This window comes from Mycetohabitans rhizoxinica HKI 454, from assembly GCF_000198775.1.
GTDB classification, from domain to species: Bacteria; Pseudomonadota; Gammaproteobacteria; order Burkholderiales; family Burkholderiaceae; genus Mycetohabitans; species Mycetohabitans rhizoxinica.
This window is the reverse complement of sequence record NC_014722.1, coordinates 2,368,747-2,384,553: the sequence shown is the minus strand read 5'-3', so window position 1 is coordinate 2,384,553 and position 15,807 is coordinate 2,368,747. Positions and strand designations below refer to the sequence as shown.

The following is a 15,807-nucleotide window of genomic DNA, read 5'->3' as shown; positions in this document are numbered from 1 at the left end:
CACTCATGCCGCAAGCTTTGAGATATCGGCCACGCAGTGCATCAACTCGTGCAGCCGAGCCAATAAGCCCAACCGGTTCGCCCGCAATGCCGCATCGTCGGCATTGACCATCACGTCGTTGAAAAACGTATCGACTGCGTCGCGCAACGAGGCGAGCGCCGACAGCGCGCCTGTGTAGTCGCGTGAGCTTAGCCGACCCTGCACGGTCGGTGTGACGTTGTGCAACTGCTCGAACAGCGCCCGTTCCGCCGGTTCCATCAACAGCTTCGTCTCGACGTGCTGGGCCGCGCCGTCGGATTTTTTCAGGATGTTCGTGATCCGCTTGTTGGCCGCCGCCAGCGATGCGGCCTCGGGCAACGTGGCAAATTCGCGTACCGCGTCGAGTCGGCCGGTGATGTCGTCGATGCGGGTCGGATTTTGGCTCAGTACCGCGTCCACCTCGTTCGCGTCGTAGCCGCGCTCGCGCAACAGACCGCGTAGCCGGTCGATGAAGAAACCGTGCAACGCGCTGGTGGGATCAGCAACTTGCGGCTGGGCCGCGAATTGGGCGTACGCATGCCGCAACAAATCTATCAAGTCCAGCGGCAGCTGCTTTTCGAGCACGATGCGTAGCACGCCGAGCGCGTGTCGGCGCAGCGCGAATGGGTCCTTCTCGCCGGTCGGCTGCAGGCCGATGCCCCAGATGCCCACCAGCGTCTCAAGCTTATCGGCGAGCGCGACCGCGGTGCTAATTGCGGTAGAGGGTAGCGCGTCGCCGGCAAAGCGCGGCCGGTAGTGCTCCGAGCACGCCAGCGCGATATCGTCGGGCTCGCCGTCGTGGCGTGCGTAGTAGGTGCCCATCGTGCCCTGCAATTCCGGGAACTCGCCCACCATGTCGGTGAGTAGGTCCGCCTTGGCCAGCCGCGCGGCGCGCGCTGCCCGCTGCGCGTCGACGCCGACGCTGGGCGCGATCACCGCCGCCAGCGCCTCGAGCCGCTCGACGCGCTGCAACTGGGAGCCCAGCTTGTTGTGGTACACGACATTGGCCAGCAGCGGCACACGTTGCTCGAGCGTCTTTTTCTGGTCTTGCTCGAAGAAGAACTTCGCGTCGGCCAGCCGTGGGCGCACGACGCGCTCGTTACCCAGCACGATCTGCTGCGGCGTGTCGGTTTGCACGTTCGACACGACCAGGAAGCGTGAGCGCAACTTGCCGCCGGCGTCGGTCAGCGCGAAATACTTCTGGTTCGTCTGCATCGTCAGGATCAGGCATTCCTGTGGCACTTGCAAGAACGCGTCATCGAAACGGCATTCGTAGACGATCGGCCATTCGACCAGCGCATTGACTTCGTCGAGCAGTGCCTCGGGCATCAGTACATGGTCTGCGCCCGCGCGCTCGAGCAATTGTGCGCGGATCGCCTCCTTGCGTGCCTGCATGCTGGCGATGACCTTGCCACGCTGCTCGAGCGTGCGCGCATAGTCGTGCGCATGCAGGATCGCGACGTGGCCCTCGGACAGGAACCGGTGGCCGAGCGTGACCGCGTCCGCATCCAATCCGAGCGCCGAGACCGGCACGATACGGTCCGCATGCAGCGCAACGAGCCGGTGCGCTGGGCGCACGAACTGCACGTTTGTGCCGTCCGGCCGCTGGTACGTCATGACCTTCGGGATCGGCAGTTTGGCGAGGGTTTCGTCCAGTGCGGCCTGCAGACCGTCTTCCAACGTCACGCCCGGTGCGGCGTAATTCAGGAAGAACGCCTCGGTCTTGCCGTCCATCGCGCGCTCCAGCTGCGTGAGCGGCATGTCCGGAAAGCCCAGGGCGGCGAGTTTTTTGGCTAACGGCGCGCTCGGCTGCCCGTTGGCGTCGAGTGCCACGGAAACTGGCAGGACTTTTTCGCGCACCTGGCGCTGCGGTGCCACCGCGCGCACGTTACGGATCGTGACCGCCAGCCGACGCGGCGTGCCGAACGGCTCGAACGAAGGTGAGCCGCCGTCGGCGACGTCGATTAGGTCACGCGCGGCGAGCCGCTCAACCAGGCCGTTGGCAAAGGCATTGGACAAGCGGGCGAGCGCCTTCGGCGGCAACTCTTCGGTCAGCAGTTCGACGAGCAGGGTGGATGGTTGACTCATTGGAATGGCTTCTCTTCTGTCGTCTCAGGCGTCGTCCTCGAGCTTGCGCTCGACCTTCAGCGGCGGCACCCAATTGGGGCGGGCAGCCTCTTGCTCATCGGTGACGGTGCCGCGCGCATGCGCGCCGGCCGCCTCGCCCAGCATCGGGAAGCCGAGTGCCTCCCGCGAATCGTAGTACGCCTGCGCAACTAGCCGCGATAGCGCGCGAATGCGGCCAATGTACGCGGCGCGCTCCGTCACGGAGATCGCCCCGCGGGCATCGAGCAGGTTGAACGTATGCGCGGCCTTCAGGATCAACTCGTAGGCCGGCAGCGCGAGCCGTTGCTCGATGATGCGCCGGGCCTCGCTCTCATACGCGTTGAAGAACGTGAATAGCAACTCGGCGTTCGAGTGCTCGAAGTTGTACGTCGATTGCTCGACCTCGTTCTGGTGAAATACGTCGCCGTAGGTCAGCCGGCGCAGCACCTTGCCGTCCGGGCCGTCCTCTTCCCATTCAGTCCATACCAGATCGAACACGTTCTCGACCTGCTGGAGATACATGGCCAGACGCTCGATGCCGTACGTGATCTCGCCGAGCACCGGCTTGCAATCGAGCCCGCCGACTTGCTGGAAGTACGTGAACTGCGTGACCTCCATGCCGTTGAGCCACACTTCCCACCCCAAACCCCAAGCGCCCAGCGTCGGGTTCTCCCAGTCATCTTCGACAAAGCGCACATCGTTTTGCTTCAGATCCAGTCCGAGCGCTTGTAGTGAGCCCAAGTACAAATCCAGGATATTCTCCGGCGCCGGCTTGAGGACCACCTGGTACTGGTAGTAGTGTTGCATCCGGTTGGGATTCTCGCCGTAGCGGCCGTCCTTGGGGCGCCGCGACGGCTGCACATAGGCAGCGCGCCACGGCTCCGGACCGATTGCGCGCAGAAACGTCGCGGTGTGCGACGTGCCCGCGCCGACTTCCATGTCGTACGGTTGCAGGAGCGCGCAGCCCTGTTTGTCCCAGTAGGACTGCAGGGTCAGGATGATTTGCTGGAACGTGAGCATGAAATGCCTTTCAGGCGAAGCGTCTGGTCGTGCGCACCGGCACACGCCGCCGCCCCGGGGCAGGAAAAGTGCTAAAGGGTGAGATTTTAGCGGAAAAGGGCGCGAGACCGATCGCTTTGCCGCGTACCGTGGTCGCCGTTGATGATACCCCTCTTCCATATACAGTACTTGACCGCATCCCAACACATCCGAGCGCACAAGATTTTGTAATGCGAGTTTAGGATCTTCGCTTTTATTCGCATGCGCGGCCAGCGCTGGAGCGGTGTCCCATCCCCAACCCGATCGCCAGCCCGACCAGCGATATGACCAATACAGTGATATTGCCGGCTATGAGGTAGGGCGTCATGCCACTGCGGCCTTGCACGCGTACATCAAGGGCGCCCACTGTGAAGCGACGCAGTTGGGCCTTGACCGAGCCGTGCGCATCGATCATCGCGGTGGCGCCCGTGTTGGTGGCGCGCAGCATCGGCCGCCCGGTCTCGAGCGCGCGCATCCGTGCCATCTGCAGGTGCTGGTCCAGTGCGATCGTATTGCCGAACCAACCGAGGTTTGTCGAGTTGACCAGCACACTGGCAGGTTCCGACTGGCCGCGCAGCGTACGGGCGAGTGCTTCGCCGAAAATGTCCTCGTAGCAGATATTCGGCGCGATCGGCTGCCCGTGTACGATGAACGGCGGCTGTATTGAGCCGCCGCGCGAGAAGTCGCCCAATGGCATCTTCATCATGTCGACGAACCATCGGAAGCCCCACGGGATGAACTCGCCGAATGGCACCAAATGATGCTTGTCGTACCGGTACAGGACCGGCGATCCCGGCGTGATCCCGTACAGCGCGTTGGTCAAATCCTTCGGCCCGTTTTCGGTCATCGTTGCGCCGACAGCACCGAACAGGACCGACGTGTGCGTGGCGTCCACGAAGCGCCGTACCGCCGTGCCGAACTCGGGCGGCGCTTCATACAGCGGCAATGGAATTGCGGTTTCGGGCGTCACGACCAGATCGGCCGGCTTTTCCGTGATGAGCTGCTGGTACAGTGCAATGGCGTGATGCATGCCGACCGGGTCGAATTTCATGCTCTGCTCAACGTTGCCTTGAAGCAGGCGCACTGACAGTGCGGGCCCGCTCGGCTGGGTCCACGTCACGCGTGCGAGCAGCATGCCGCAAGCGAGCAGCCCCGCAGCGACGGCGGCGGGCGCGAGCCACGTGGCCACGCGCGCCCCACTCATACGCATGGCTGCCTGTATGATCAACGCGCCGACGAGCGCGAGGACCCAGCCGACCCCGTAGACGCCGACGAGCGGCGCGAAGCCGGCTAGCGGACCGTCAACTTGCGCATACCCGCTTGCAAGCCACGGAAAGCCAGTGAAGACGGTCCCGCGCAACCATTCGCCCAATGCCCATGCGCAGGCGAACGCCACGCTCGCATGCCAACTAGGCGTAAATATCGCGCATTGCCCGCGCGGTGCGCGACATAAATGCCATAGTCCAGCCGAAAACGCCGGATAAAGGGCCAGATAGAGCGAGAGCAGCACGACGGCGGCACCGGCCATGAGCGCGGGCATGTCACCATAGAAGTGCATGCTTACATACAACCACCACACCCCGCTGACGAATTGACCGAAACCGAATGCGCCACCGGTGAGCAACGCGCCGCGCAGCGTGCGGGTGCGCGAAACGAGCCAGAACGCACAGGCAAAGATCGCTAACTCAAGCCAGCCGCCGTGTGGCGTGGGCGCGAACGCAAGCGTATTCAGCGCGCCGATTGTGCCTGCCAGCGTCAAATGCAGCACCGTCGCACGACGGCTGCGCGACGCATGTTGCAACGGCGGGAAACCCGACGAGGCAGCGCGCGGCGCGGGATCGGCGATCGGCTTATCGACCATCTGTCGGTATAGGAAAGACGTGCGTGGGTGCTGCCCTGGGCTCAATGATCATCGCGGTCGCGGCCCGCGAGCGCGCCGGCTGGCACGTGCTTGGCAAGCAGCATATGGACCTGTCGCGCGTCGCCACGCAGGATCTCAAACACGAAATCGTCGATGCGCACTTTTTCGCCACGGTGCGGCACGCGGCCGAAGCGGTGCGTGACCAAGCCGCCGATCGTGTCGACCTCGTCATCGCAGTAGTGCGTGCCGAACGTCTCATTGAACTGCTCGATCTCGGTCAGCGCACGTACCCGGTAGCGGCCGTCCGGCGTCGCGATGATGTTGCCTTCCTCTTCGTCGAAGTCATATTCGTCCTCGATGTCACCGACGATCTGCTCGAGTACGTCCTCGATGGTGATCAAACCGGCGACACCGCCGTATTCGTCGACGACGATCGCAATATGGTTGTGGTTCGCACGAAAGTCGTGCAACAGCACGTTCAGGCGTTTGGACTCGGGGATGAACACGGCGGGGCGCAACATGCCACGCACGTCGAATTCCTCTTCCGCGTAGTAGCGCAGCAGGTCCTTCGCGAGCAGGATGCCGATCACGTTGTCTCGGTTGCCATCGTACACTGGGTAGCGCGAGTGCGCCTTCTCCAGCACAAATGGAATGAACTGATCGGGGCTGTCGGCGATGTTGATCGCATCCATCTGCGCCCGGGGCACCATGATGTCGCGGGCGCACAGGTCAGCGACCTGGAACACGCCTTCGATCATCGACAGCGAATCGGCGTCGATCAGGTTGCGTGCGTGCGCGTCCTGCAGGATTTCGAGCAACTCCGCACGGGATTCCGGCTCGGGCGAGATGAGATCGGTCAAGCGCTCCAGCAGCGAGCGCGGTTTGTCTGGATGTTTCGAGTGACTTTTCCGACTGGGATACGGGTCGTTCATGTTCAAGCGTCCCGCGGGACCGGACGCGCGATGGAGGTAATCAAAGGATACACTAACCGGAATGCGCATCTGTGACGCCGCGCACGATGGCGGTTGTGGCTGGCCGCACGCCCTCGCTCGAGCAGCGCTCAAGCATTTTCTCGAGCGCGACATCGGGGATGCCGTTCGCCCGCAGCGCCTCGACGGTGCGCGCGACGTAGTCGTGGGTGGTGCCGTAGCGGCCGCTTGCCCGGGCGAGCACGATACGCATGACGTCGTCCGACACGCGGCCAGCATAGGTTGCTGCTTCGCGGCGCATCACGAATGCCAGCGCGCGTACATCGCGCCCGTCATCGAGCATGCAGCGCAGCCACGCGGGACGGTACGAGCCCATCGACATTTCACGCCGCCACAGCACCTGCAGGTGCGGCATCGCACTGTGCCCATCGAGCCGGAACGCAATGCCCGGGCAGCAGCCGCCACGGTCTAGCGCGAGCACCAGGCCGGGCAGTTCGGGCGTGCCACGGTTCACCCGCGACCACAGATACAGGCCCCGGTGATAGCCCATCACGCGTGCCCGGCACGATTCAACTGTCGGCAGACCGGGATTCCAAATCAACGATCCATAGCCGAACAGCCACAAATCGCTCGCCCGGTCCCAATGCACCAGCGTATGCTCGATCGATGCCGCCAGTTCCGCGTCCGTCAACAGTCGTGCGTCGCCGCCGATTGTGGGCGGATAACCCGGTACCGCCCCAGGCGGCACGGCACTGGTGCGCGCGACCGGTGTGCGCGGGCACGGCGGCGCCGGCGCATCGTGCTCGCGTTCGTCAGGTTCGGCGTGGTCGCCACGTTCGTCTTGCATCATTCTCGGTAGGCTTTGGCTTGCTCAGCCCTGTTGCGCGTACGGGTCCGGATAGCCGAGCCGCGCCAGAATATCGGTTTCAATCGACTCCATCTCCCGCGCCTGCTCGTCATCCTCGTGATCGTAACCCTGCGCGTGCAGCACGCCATGCACGATCAGGTGCGCGTAGTGTGCATCCAACGGCTTGTGTTGCTCGCGCGCCTCGCTTTCGACCACCGGACAACAGAGCACTAGGTCGCCACTGACCGGCTCATTGTCCGATTCCCCGTACGCGAACGTGAGCACGTTCGTTGGGTAGTCCTTGCCGCGATAGCTACGGTTCAGCGCGCGGCCTTCTTGCTCGTCGACGAAACGGATCGTCAATTCAGCGGGCGCGAAGAGCGCGGCGCGGACCCAACCGGCGATCCTGGCGCGTGGCAGCAACGCCTTGTGGGCGGCGAACGCCCTGGCCGGGAACTGCACGCTGAGCGTGAGCTTCGGAGCACGGGGCGCGTTCATGCCGAATGCGCGCCGTCCGGATGGCGCTTGGCGTGTGCATCGTAGGCCTCGACGATGCGTGCGACCAGCGGATGCCGCACCACGTCGGCACTGGTGAAATGCGTCAGTGCGATGCCGCGCACGTTATGCAGTACCTGTTGTGCCTCCACCAGTCCGCTCTTGTTGCCCCGTGGCAGGTCGATCTGCGTGATGTCGCCGGTGATCACCGCCTTGGACCCGAAGCCGATGCGCGTGAGGAACATCTTCATCTGCTCGGGCGTGGTGTTCTGCGCCTCGTCCAAGATGATGAACGCGTGATTCAGCGTGCGCCCGCGCATGTACGCGAGCGGCGCGATCTCGATCATCTGACGCTCAAACATCTTGGCCGTCTTATCAAAGCCGAGCAGATCGTATAGCGCGTCGTACAACGGGCGCAGGTACGGGTCAACCTTCTGCGCGAGGTCGCCGGGCAGGAAGCCGAGCCGCTCGCCGGCCTCGACTGCCGGACGCGTCAACACGATCCGCTTGACCTGGTCTCGTTCCAGCGCGTCAACCGCGCAGGCGACCGCCAGGTACGTCTTGCCGGTGCCAGCTGGTCCGACCCCGAACGTCACATCGTGCTGCAGGATCTGCTTCAAGTAATCGCGCTGCGTCGGCGTGCGTCCGCGCAGGTCGGCGCGCCGCGTGTACAGCGTTGGTCCGCGTTCGTCGTCGGGCAGGTCGGCGGCGGCTGATCCGTCGAAGGGATGGTCGGGATCGCCGCGCAGGCGCAACGGCGCTGCTTCGTCCAGCGTCGCGTCGGCGCGTGCGGCCGGCTGCAGGCCGGCGCCTTCGGCACCCGCCGCGCGGGCGCTGCCGCGATTGGCGGCGTGGCCCGGGGCGCGTGCCGGGTGCTCGGCACTGTAGCGCGCCTCGACCAGCGCGAGTTGAATATCGTCGACGGACAGCGGATCGCGCGCGAGATTGTAGAAGTTCTCCAGTGCGGTTAGAGCGACTTTCGCGGCGCGGCCGCGAACCGTGATTCGGTGGCCGCGCCGCGACAGTGTCACATCGAGCGCCTGCTCGATCTGGCGCAGGTTTTCGTCGAGCGGACCGCACAGGTTCGCCAGTCGCGTGTTGTCGTCGCGAGGCGCGGTGAATTCGAGCGTGGGCAGGGGTGTCTTCAAGATGCGTGAGAATGGGCGCCGGTCAATGCGTGCTTGCCGGCGTTAGCGCGAGCTCCCCGCGCAGGGAATGCGGATAGGCGTGGACAATTTCGACATCGACCATCTGGCCGAGCAGGCGGGCGTGCGAAGCCTGCGGCGCCGGGAAGTTCACCACGCGGTTATTTTCAGTGCGTCCGGCTAACTCGTTCGGATCCTTGCGGGCCGAGCGCTCGACCAGGATGCGCTGCACGGTGCCGACCATCGATTCGCTAATCTTTGCCGCGTGCGCTTCGATTGCGGCCTGCAATTGCTGAAGCCGCGCAAGCTTCACGTCGCGCGGCGTGTCATCATGCAGGGTCGCGGCCGGCGTGCCGGGGCGCGGACTGAAAATGAATGAGAAGCTGGTGTCGTATTGCACTTCGTCGATTAGCTTCATCGTCTTGGCATGGTCGTCGTCGGTCTCACCGGGGAAACCGACGATAAAGTCGGTCGATAACGAGAGCTGCGGCCGGATCGCGCGCAGCCGCCGCACGATCGACTTATATTCGAGGACCGTATAGCCGCGCTTCATCGCCATCAGGATCCGGTCCGAGCCGTGCTGTACCGGCAGGTGCAGGTGGCTCACCAGCTTGGGCACGCTTTGGTACGTATCGATCAGCCGTTGCGAGAATTCCTTCGGGTGCGACGTCGTGTAGCGGATCCGCTCGATCCCTGGAATCTCCGCCGACGTACTCGATCAGCGTCGAGAAATCCGCGATCTCGGCGGCGCCGGCGCTGATCGCGCCCCGATAGGCGTTCACGTTCTGCCCGAGCAGCGTGACCTCGCGCACGCCCTGGTCCGCCAGGCCAGCCACCTCAGTTAGCACGTCGTCCAGCGGGCGGGATACTTCTTCACCGCGCGTGTACGGCACGACGCAATAGCTACAGTACTTGCTGCAGCCTTCCATGATCGAGACGAACGCGGTGGGACCTTCGACGCGCGGCGGCGGTAGATTGTCGAATTTCTCGATCTCCGGGAACGAGATGTCGACTTGCGCGTGGCCGCTTGCGCGCCGCGCATCGATCATCGCGGGTAGCCGATGCAGCGTCTGCGGGCCGAACACGAGATCGACGTAGGGCGCGCGCGCGACGATCGCCGCGCCTTCCTGGCTGGCGACGCAGCCGCCGACGCCGATCAGCAGGTCGGGGCGCACCTGCTTGAGTTCGCGCACCCGGCCCAGGTCGGAAAAGACCTTTTCCTGCGCCTTTTCGCGAATCGAGCAGGTGTTGAACAGGATGACGTCCGCGTCTTCCGGGGAGTCGGTTTTGATAAGACCTTCAGCCGCGCCAAGCACGTCGACCATCTTGTCGGAATCGTACTCGTTCATTTGGCAGCCAAAAGTCTTTATGTAGACTTTTTTGGGCATATTGTCGCCGTTCGCAGTCGTTTATCTGGGGGCGGGGGAAAGCCAGAATTATACGCCTAGCTGGTGACATCCCTCATGTTGGCGAAGGTGTGGGCAAAACGATCCACTAGAAAGTCGAGCAGCAAGCGCAGCCGCGGCGGTAAGTACCGGTTGCGTGCGGTGGGCGACCGCGTTCAGCGGCGCCAGATAACCGTGCCATGCCAGGCATCACGATTCGCAGGCGGGGCCCGCGCACATGTCGCTGGCAATGTCCCAGATCGACTTATACGCGATGTCATAGCCACGCTGCCGTTGCTCTGGCAGCGGTCACGACAGTATTCGCGTGGAGTATCGTCGCTTTTGCCACTGTGCTGTCGCTGCAAATGCGCGTGGTCGAGAAGGCGCACGTGGCGCTGAATCTCGCCTCCACACTCAATATCGGGGCGTGCAGCCTCGGCAATGCGGGTGTGGCATGGCTTGGTGGTGGGGTGGTCATCCACGGCAGCGGTTTTGATCGCGCTGCCGTGGACCGCCGCAGCCGTTGCACTGGTGGCGCTCGCGGTGACGCTGCTCGCCGCCGGCGTCAAGCACCACGCCGCGCGTACTGGCCGCGCGCGCACGTGCGACGGCGCGGCGCCCGGTCGCGCCGGCTAGCAGGTGCTCGAGCTAAGCGCTGCGGACATTGGGATCGACGCGCCGGTGCCCGGCCGCTCCAGTGCGCGCCGGAAATCGACCAATTCCTCGATTGTCAGCATCGGCAGCCGATGCTGCGTGGCGAAACGCTCGACATCGTCACCGCGCATCATCGTGCCGTCTGGATTCATGAGTTCGCACAGCACGCCGGCCGGTTTCAGCCCGGCCAGCCAGCATAAGTCGACCGTTCCTTCGGTGTGGCCACGGCGTGCGAGCACGCCGCCGGGTTGCGCACGCAACGGAAACACGTGCCCCGGACGAACGATGTCGGTCGGCTTGGCCTGGTCCGCGATGGCCGCGCGAATCGTGGTTAGCCGGTCGGCCGCCGAGACGCCGGTGCTCACGCCGTCACGTGCTTCGATCGATACGGTGAATGCGGTGCCGTGGCGGCTTTGGTTGGCCGACACCATCTGCGGCAGCGCAAGCTGGCGAATCTTCGTATCCGGCAGGCACAGGCACACGATGCCGCTGCATTCGCGGATCAACAGCGCCATCGTCTCGATCGTAAGCTTTTCGGCCGCGATGACCAGGTCGGCCTCGTTCTCGCGATTGAAGTCATCCTGCAGCACGACAGGACGCCCGTCGCGCATCGCCTGCAACGCGGCGGCGATGCGCGACGGGATCGCGTGTGGATCGGCGTGATAACGGGGGTACAGAACCGAGCCTGTCGGCGGCTCGAACAACGGTGTGGGTTTCGACATGAAACGCTCCTCGCAAGGTTGGGCGAAAAACGTTTCAGGGCAACGGCTGGCAAGAGACAACCGAAGGAAGACCGACACGGGCAGCTGCCCGCACGGCGAACTGGCCGTGTGCGCGCTGTCGGCGTCGTGCCCTCACATCTTCTCTCATCCGGACTATGACCGTCGGCTCTGGCATCGCACCAGATCTGCTGACCCGACGCGGCGTTTGCACGACGCATCGGCGCTCGCGGGCTCGTCGCGCGCCGGCCGAAGGACCGGTGCGCGGCATACCGCCGGTGGGGACTTTCACCCCGCCCTGAAGACGCATTGACGTGCCACCGCGCATCGGTTCGATGACGCACGAGCGGCATCCGGGAGCATACAACAACCCGCGGCGTTGTGCCGCGCGCGAGGCGGCAGCCATGCGTTTGCTCGACATGCAAGGACAGCGGGATTTGCCAACACAGTGCGGTTCATGACGCTGCATCGGCCCACGCCTTCGCGGCACGAATCGCGCGATGCCACGCTGCCAGCCCCCGTTCGACGTCCTCGGCGCGTGCGTGGCGCACGAAACGCCGGTCCATTTGCCATTGCTGCTGTAGCTCAGCAATATCGTTCCAGTAACCGACCGCGAGTCCGGCCAGATAGGCGGCACCCAACGCGGTTGTTTCCTGGATTTGAGGCCGGACCACGTCCACGCCGAGCAGGTCGGCTTGGATCTGCATTAGCAGGTTGTTTTCCACCGCGCCCCCGTCCACGCGAAGCTCGCCGATGCGCAGTCCAGCGTCTGCTTCCATCGCGCGGACCACGTCGATCGACTGGTACGCGATCGCTTCAAGGGCCGCCCGGGCAAGATGGCCGGCCTGCGTGCCGCGCGTGATGCCGAACACGGTGCCCCGCGCGTTGGCGTTCCAGTGCGGTGCACCCAGCCCGGCGAAAGCGGGCACGATGGTCACGCCGTCCGTATGCTCGACCGAGCGCGCCAGCGCTTCGATGTCCCGTGCGTGCCGGATGATGCCCAGTTCATCGCGCAGCCATTGTACGAGTGCCCCGGCGATGAAAATACTCCCTTCCAGCGCGTACGTTACCTGGTTGCCGATCTGCCATGCGATCGTGGTCACAAGGTTGTTGCGCGATTCGATTGGCTGCTCGCCCGTGTTCATCACTAGGAAGCAGCCGGTGCCGTAGGTGTTCTTGACCATGCCGGCACCCGTGCACATCTGGCCGAACAGCGCGGCGTGCTGATCGCCGGCCACACCGGCGAGCGGAATGATTGCGTTAAACAGGCTTGTCTGTGTGTCGGCGTAGATTTGCGAGGACTGGTACACCTCGGGCAGCATCGAGCGCGGGATGTCGAACAGCGCTAGCAGCGCATCGTCCCACTGCAGCGTATGGATATTGAACAGCATCGTGCGTGACGCGTTGGTTGCGTCTGTCACGTGCAACTGGCGTGCGCTCAGGTTCCACATCAGCCAACTGTCGACGGTGCCGAAGGCGAGCTTGCCCTGCGCCGCCTTGGCGCGTGCGCCATCGACATGGTCCAGGATCCAGCGGATCTTGGTGGCGGAAAAATAAGCATCGATCGGCAGGCCGGTCTTTTCGCGCACCGTCGTTTCCAGGCCGCGCGCCTTCAGCTCGTTGCACAAGCCGGCGGTGCGGCGATCCTGCCACACGATCGCATTGTAGACCGGCTCGCCAGTATCGCGGTCCCAGACGATCGTGGTTTCGCGTTGATTTGTGATGCCGATCGCGGCGATCGACGCGGCACTGAGCCCAGCTCCGACCACGGCTTCGGCGGCGACGCCGGCCTGGGTCGACCACATTTCGCGCGGATCGTGCTCGACCCAGCTGGGCTGCGGATAGATCTGGCGGAATTCCTTCTGCGACACGGACACGACATGTCCGCTGTGATCGAACACAATCGCGCGCGAACTGGTGGTGCCCTGGTCGAGTGCAAGAAGGTAGCGGTCGGTCATTGGCGTCTCCTCGAGCTTTCTATTGCCCGCGGCGCCAGGCCGCTGGCCAGGTTACACGTGAACCGCGCGGGCGAGGCGCGCATTGGGTTCGGCAGCGGCATGCGCATCGCCGCCGAATCGCTCGAACCAAGCCCGCACGTTGCCTACTGCCTGGGCGTCCAGTCGTAGGCCCACCTTGGAGCGGCGCCACAGCACGTCGTCCGCGCTGCACGCCCATTCCTCGTCATGCAAGTAGCGCAATTCGGCTTCATACAACCCGGGTGCAATTTCCGCGCCTAGGTCGAACAGCCCTTTCGCGCCGCGCAGCAACCGCTCGACGCGCGTGCCATACGCGTGCGCGTAGCGCAGTGCAAGCGAGTCGGGCAGCCACCGATGACGCGCCGCGAATTGCTCGGCGAACGCCGCAAAGTTCGAGCCGGCGATATCGCCGCCGGGCAGGGGCGCATCGTGAGTCCAGGCCGGTTGCGTGATCGCCAGCGGCCCGCTGAGGCGGTCCAGCGCTTCTTCGGCGAGCTTGCGGAACGTCGTGATCTTGCCACCGAACACCGATAGGATCGGCGCCTGCCCCGGGGGCATGTCCAGGTCCAAGCGGTAGTCGCGCGTGACTGCCGACGCAGCGGCGCTTTCGTCGTTCTCCAGTAGCGGGCGAACCCCCGCGTACGTCCATACCACGTCGGTACGCGCGATCGAGCGCTTGAAATAGCGGTTCACCGATTCGCACAGGTACGCGACTTCGCTCTCGTCGATCTGCACGCGCGAGGCGTCGTCATGGTATTCGACGTCGGTCGTGCCGATCAGCGTAAAGTCTTTCTGATAGGGAATCGCGAAGATGATGCGCTTGTCGGGGTTCTGGAAGATATACGCGAAATCATGATCGAACAGCTTGCGTGTAACGATGTGACTGCCCTTGACGAGTCGGACACGATGCTGCGCGCTCAGCTTCAACGTGTCGGTCAGCAACTCGCCGACCCACGGACCCGCGGCATTGGCGATGGCGCGCGCGCGAACCTGTTGCAGCCGTCCGTCGCGTGAACGCAGTTGCGCGTCCCACGACGAGCCGCTGCGCTGTGCGCTCACCAGCCGCGTGCGCGTTAAGATTGTCGCGCCGCGAAGCTGCGCGTCGAGCGCGTTGAGCACGACCAGGCGCGCATCGTCGACCCAGCCGTCCGAATAGACGAAGCCGCGCGTGATCGAGTCCACCAGCGGCGTGCCGCACGGATGGGTGCGCAAGTCGATGCCTTCTGAGCCGGGTAGCATCTCGCGCCGGGCGAGGTGGTCGTACAAGAACAGCCCGGCGCGGATTAGCCATGCCGGGCGCAGGTGCGGCATGTGCGGCATCACGAAACGCAACGGGCGAATGATGTGCGGCGCGGCGCGTAGCAGAACTTCGCGCTCTTGTAGCGCTTTCCTGACCAGTCCGAACTCGTAGTATTCGAGATAGCGCAGCCCGCCATGGATCAGCTTCGTGCTGGCCGAGGACGTGTGCGCCGCAAGGTCGTCTTGCTCGCATAGCAGCACCTTTAGTCCACGCCCTGTCGCGTCTCGCGCAATGCCCGCGCCATTGATGCCGCCGCCGACGACCAGTAGATCGTAGTGATCCGTTTTGTCCACCTTATCCCTCCGAATGTCACGGCACCGCTGCGCGGTCCGCGCGCTGTGTCCTTGCCTATGCGCGTTTAACAACATTAAATGTTCGTAAACGAAAATTTAGCGAATAAACTTAAAAGTATCAAGAAATTAAAATAGGTGACAGAACGATGGGCGCCCGGGCAACGGAAGAGATGTTCGGCACACATGCCTAGCCGCCGCGTGATGTTTGATGCTGGGAGGGTGCTTGGCCGCCGAGTGATGTTCGACGCTGGGAGGGTGCCCAGTCGCCGGGTGATGTTTGATGCTGGGAGGGTGCCTGACCGCCGGGTGATGTTCGACGTTGGAATGGTGCCCAGCCGCCGGATGGTGTCCGACGCTGGGGTGGTGTTCAGCCACTGGGTGATGTGAGCCGCTGGCGTGGCGAGTTGGGCGTCACCGAAATGATGCCCCAGTGGCTGTGTTTACGGTCCTCGACGCTCGGGCGCGCCCGTGGCAGCGCTGGCGGCGAGGCGGGTGCCGTGCTGAAGCATGCGCGCGCGGCGCTTCTGGTACAGCGCAGCAAAGCTCCATGTGATCTCGCGGGTTAGCCGTGCATCCAGTGCCGTAGACACGGTATCGCGGTTCACCGATCCGCCCGTATAAGTCTTGCCTTCCTCGTGTGTCGCATTGAAGCGGTAGCTGAAGCGCTCGTCGAGCCCGAAACGGCTGCCAAAGTCGGCATGCTCGCGCCATATGTTATCCGAGCCGTAGCCGATGTCCACGCTGCGCACGGGCGTGTCAGTAGGCTTCTTGGTGACGTGGTTGACGATCCCGCCGGGGGCGGCGAAGCCCTGCATGAAGCCAGCTAGCCCCTTTTGCAGTTCGATGCGCTCCAGTTGCTCGTAGGGCAGTGTAATGCCGTAGCTGATGAACGGCATCCCATCGATCCGATAGCCGTTTTGCCAATCGATCTGCAGGCCGCGCGCGGACAAATAGCTGGCCTACGCACTATAGGCATCGTTGTTCTCCAGAGAACCGGCTCAGCGATCATGGCGAACCCTTCGGCAACGGGCGCCGAATCGG

Annotated in this window: 10 protein-coding genes, 3 pseudogenes and 1 riboswitch; of the genes and pseudogenes, 1 reads left to right on the top strand and 12 read right to left on the bottom strand. The window is 64.0% G+C overall.

Going from position 1 to position 15,807, the window contains the following annotated elements:
* Positions 1-3: 3 nt before the first annotated feature.
* From glyS to miaB, 8 genes and pseudogenes are all read right to left on the bottom strand, one after another.
* Positions 4-2,106, bottom strand: a complete 2,103-nt coding sequence (gene glyS, locus RBRH_RS10455; RefSeq protein ID WP_013436222.1) for a glycine--tRNA ligase subunit beta — start codon at positions 2,104-2,106, stop codon at positions 4-6.
* A gap of 24 nt (positions 2,107-2,130) precedes the next feature.
* On the bottom strand, positions 2,131-3,144 hold the full coding sequence (gene glyQ, locus RBRH_RS10450; protein WP_083813469.1) for a glycine--tRNA ligase subunit alpha: 1,014 nt from the start codon (positions 3,142-3,144) through the stop codon (positions 2,131-2,133).
* Between the two features lie 232 nt (positions 3,145-3,376).
* A complete protein-coding gene (gene lnt / locus RBRH_RS10445) occupies positions 3,377-5,008 on the bottom strand; it encodes an apolipoprotein N-acyltransferase (RefSeq protein ID WP_370645088.1) in 1,632 nt (543 codons plus the stop codon).
* A gap of 56 nt (positions 5,009-5,064) precedes the next feature.
* Positions 5,065-5,955 (bottom strand): HlyC/CorC family transporter, encoded by an 891-nt coding sequence (locus tag RBRH_RS10440; RefSeq protein ID WP_041753829.1) that lies wholly within the window; start codon positions 5,953-5,955, stop codon positions 5,065-5,067.
* A 52-nt stretch (positions 5,956-6,007) separates the two neighbouring features.
* Positions 6,008-6,802 (bottom strand): gamma-glutamylcyclotransferase, encoded by a 795-nt coding sequence (locus RBRH_RS10435; protein WP_013436218.1) that lies wholly within the window; start codon positions 6,800-6,802, stop codon positions 6,008-6,010.
* A 21-nt stretch (positions 6,803-6,823) separates the two neighbouring features.
* The gene (ybeY, locus tag RBRH_RS10430) at positions 6,824-7,297 is read right to left on the bottom strand and encodes an rRNA maturation RNase YbeY (protein WP_013436217.1); all 474 of its coding nucleotides are present in this window, start codon (positions 7,295-7,297) and stop codon (positions 6,824-6,826) included.
* Complete coding sequence (locus RBRH_RS10425; protein WP_013436216.1) at positions 7,294-8,442, bottom strand: PhoH family protein; 1,149 nt, start codon at positions 8,440-8,442, stop codon at positions 7,294-7,296. The genes ybeY and RBRH_RS10425 overlap by 4 nt, the downstream gene beginning before the upstream one ends.
* 22 nt (positions 8,443-8,464) lie before the next feature.
* A pseudogene (gene miaB / locus RBRH_RS10420) lies at positions 8,465-9,827 on the bottom strand (tRNA (N6-isopentenyl adenosine(37)-C2)-methylthiotransferase MiaB).
* Positions 9,828-10,126: 299 nt separating this feature from the next.
* Between miaB and RBRH_RS19075 the strand changes: the two are divergent.
* Positions 10,127-10,460: pseudogene (locus RBRH_RS19075) on the top strand (MFS transporter); the annotation flags it as partial.
* On the opposite strand, the gene ribB reads toward RBRH_RS19075, so the two are convergent.
* From ribB to RBRH_RS10390, 4 genes and pseudogenes are all read right to left on the bottom strand, one after another.
* The gene (gene ribB, locus RBRH_RS10410) at positions 10,457-11,200 is read right to left on the bottom strand and encodes a 3,4-dihydroxy-2-butanone-4-phosphate synthase (RefSeq protein WP_083813467.1); all 744 of its coding nucleotides are present in this window, start codon (positions 11,198-11,200) and stop codon (positions 10,457-10,459) included. The pseudogene RBRH_RS19075 and the gene ribB overlap by 4 nt on opposite strands.
* Before the next feature lie 132 nt (positions 11,201-11,332).
* Positions 11,333-11,507, bottom strand: a riboswitch (FMN riboswitch).
* 145 nt (positions 11,508-11,652) lie between these two features.
* Positions 11,653-13,155, bottom strand: coding sequence for a glycerol kinase GlpK (gene glpK / locus RBRH_RS10405; protein WP_013436210.1), 1,503 nt, complete (start codon positions 13,153-13,155; stop codon positions 11,653-11,655).
* A gap of 51 nt (positions 13,156-13,206) precedes the next feature.
* Positions 13,207-14,766: a glycerol-3-phosphate dehydrogenase gene (gene glpD, locus RBRH_RS10400; protein WP_041754475.1), complete on the bottom strand. Its 1,560-nt coding sequence runs from the start codon at positions 14,764-14,766 to the stop codon at positions 13,207-13,209.
* A 515-nt stretch (positions 14,767-15,281) separates the two neighbouring features.
* Positions 15,282-15,752: pseudogene (locus RBRH_RS10390) on the bottom strand (TonB-dependent receptor plug domain-containing protein); the annotation flags it as partial.
* Positions 15,753-15,807: the final 55 nt, after the last annotated feature.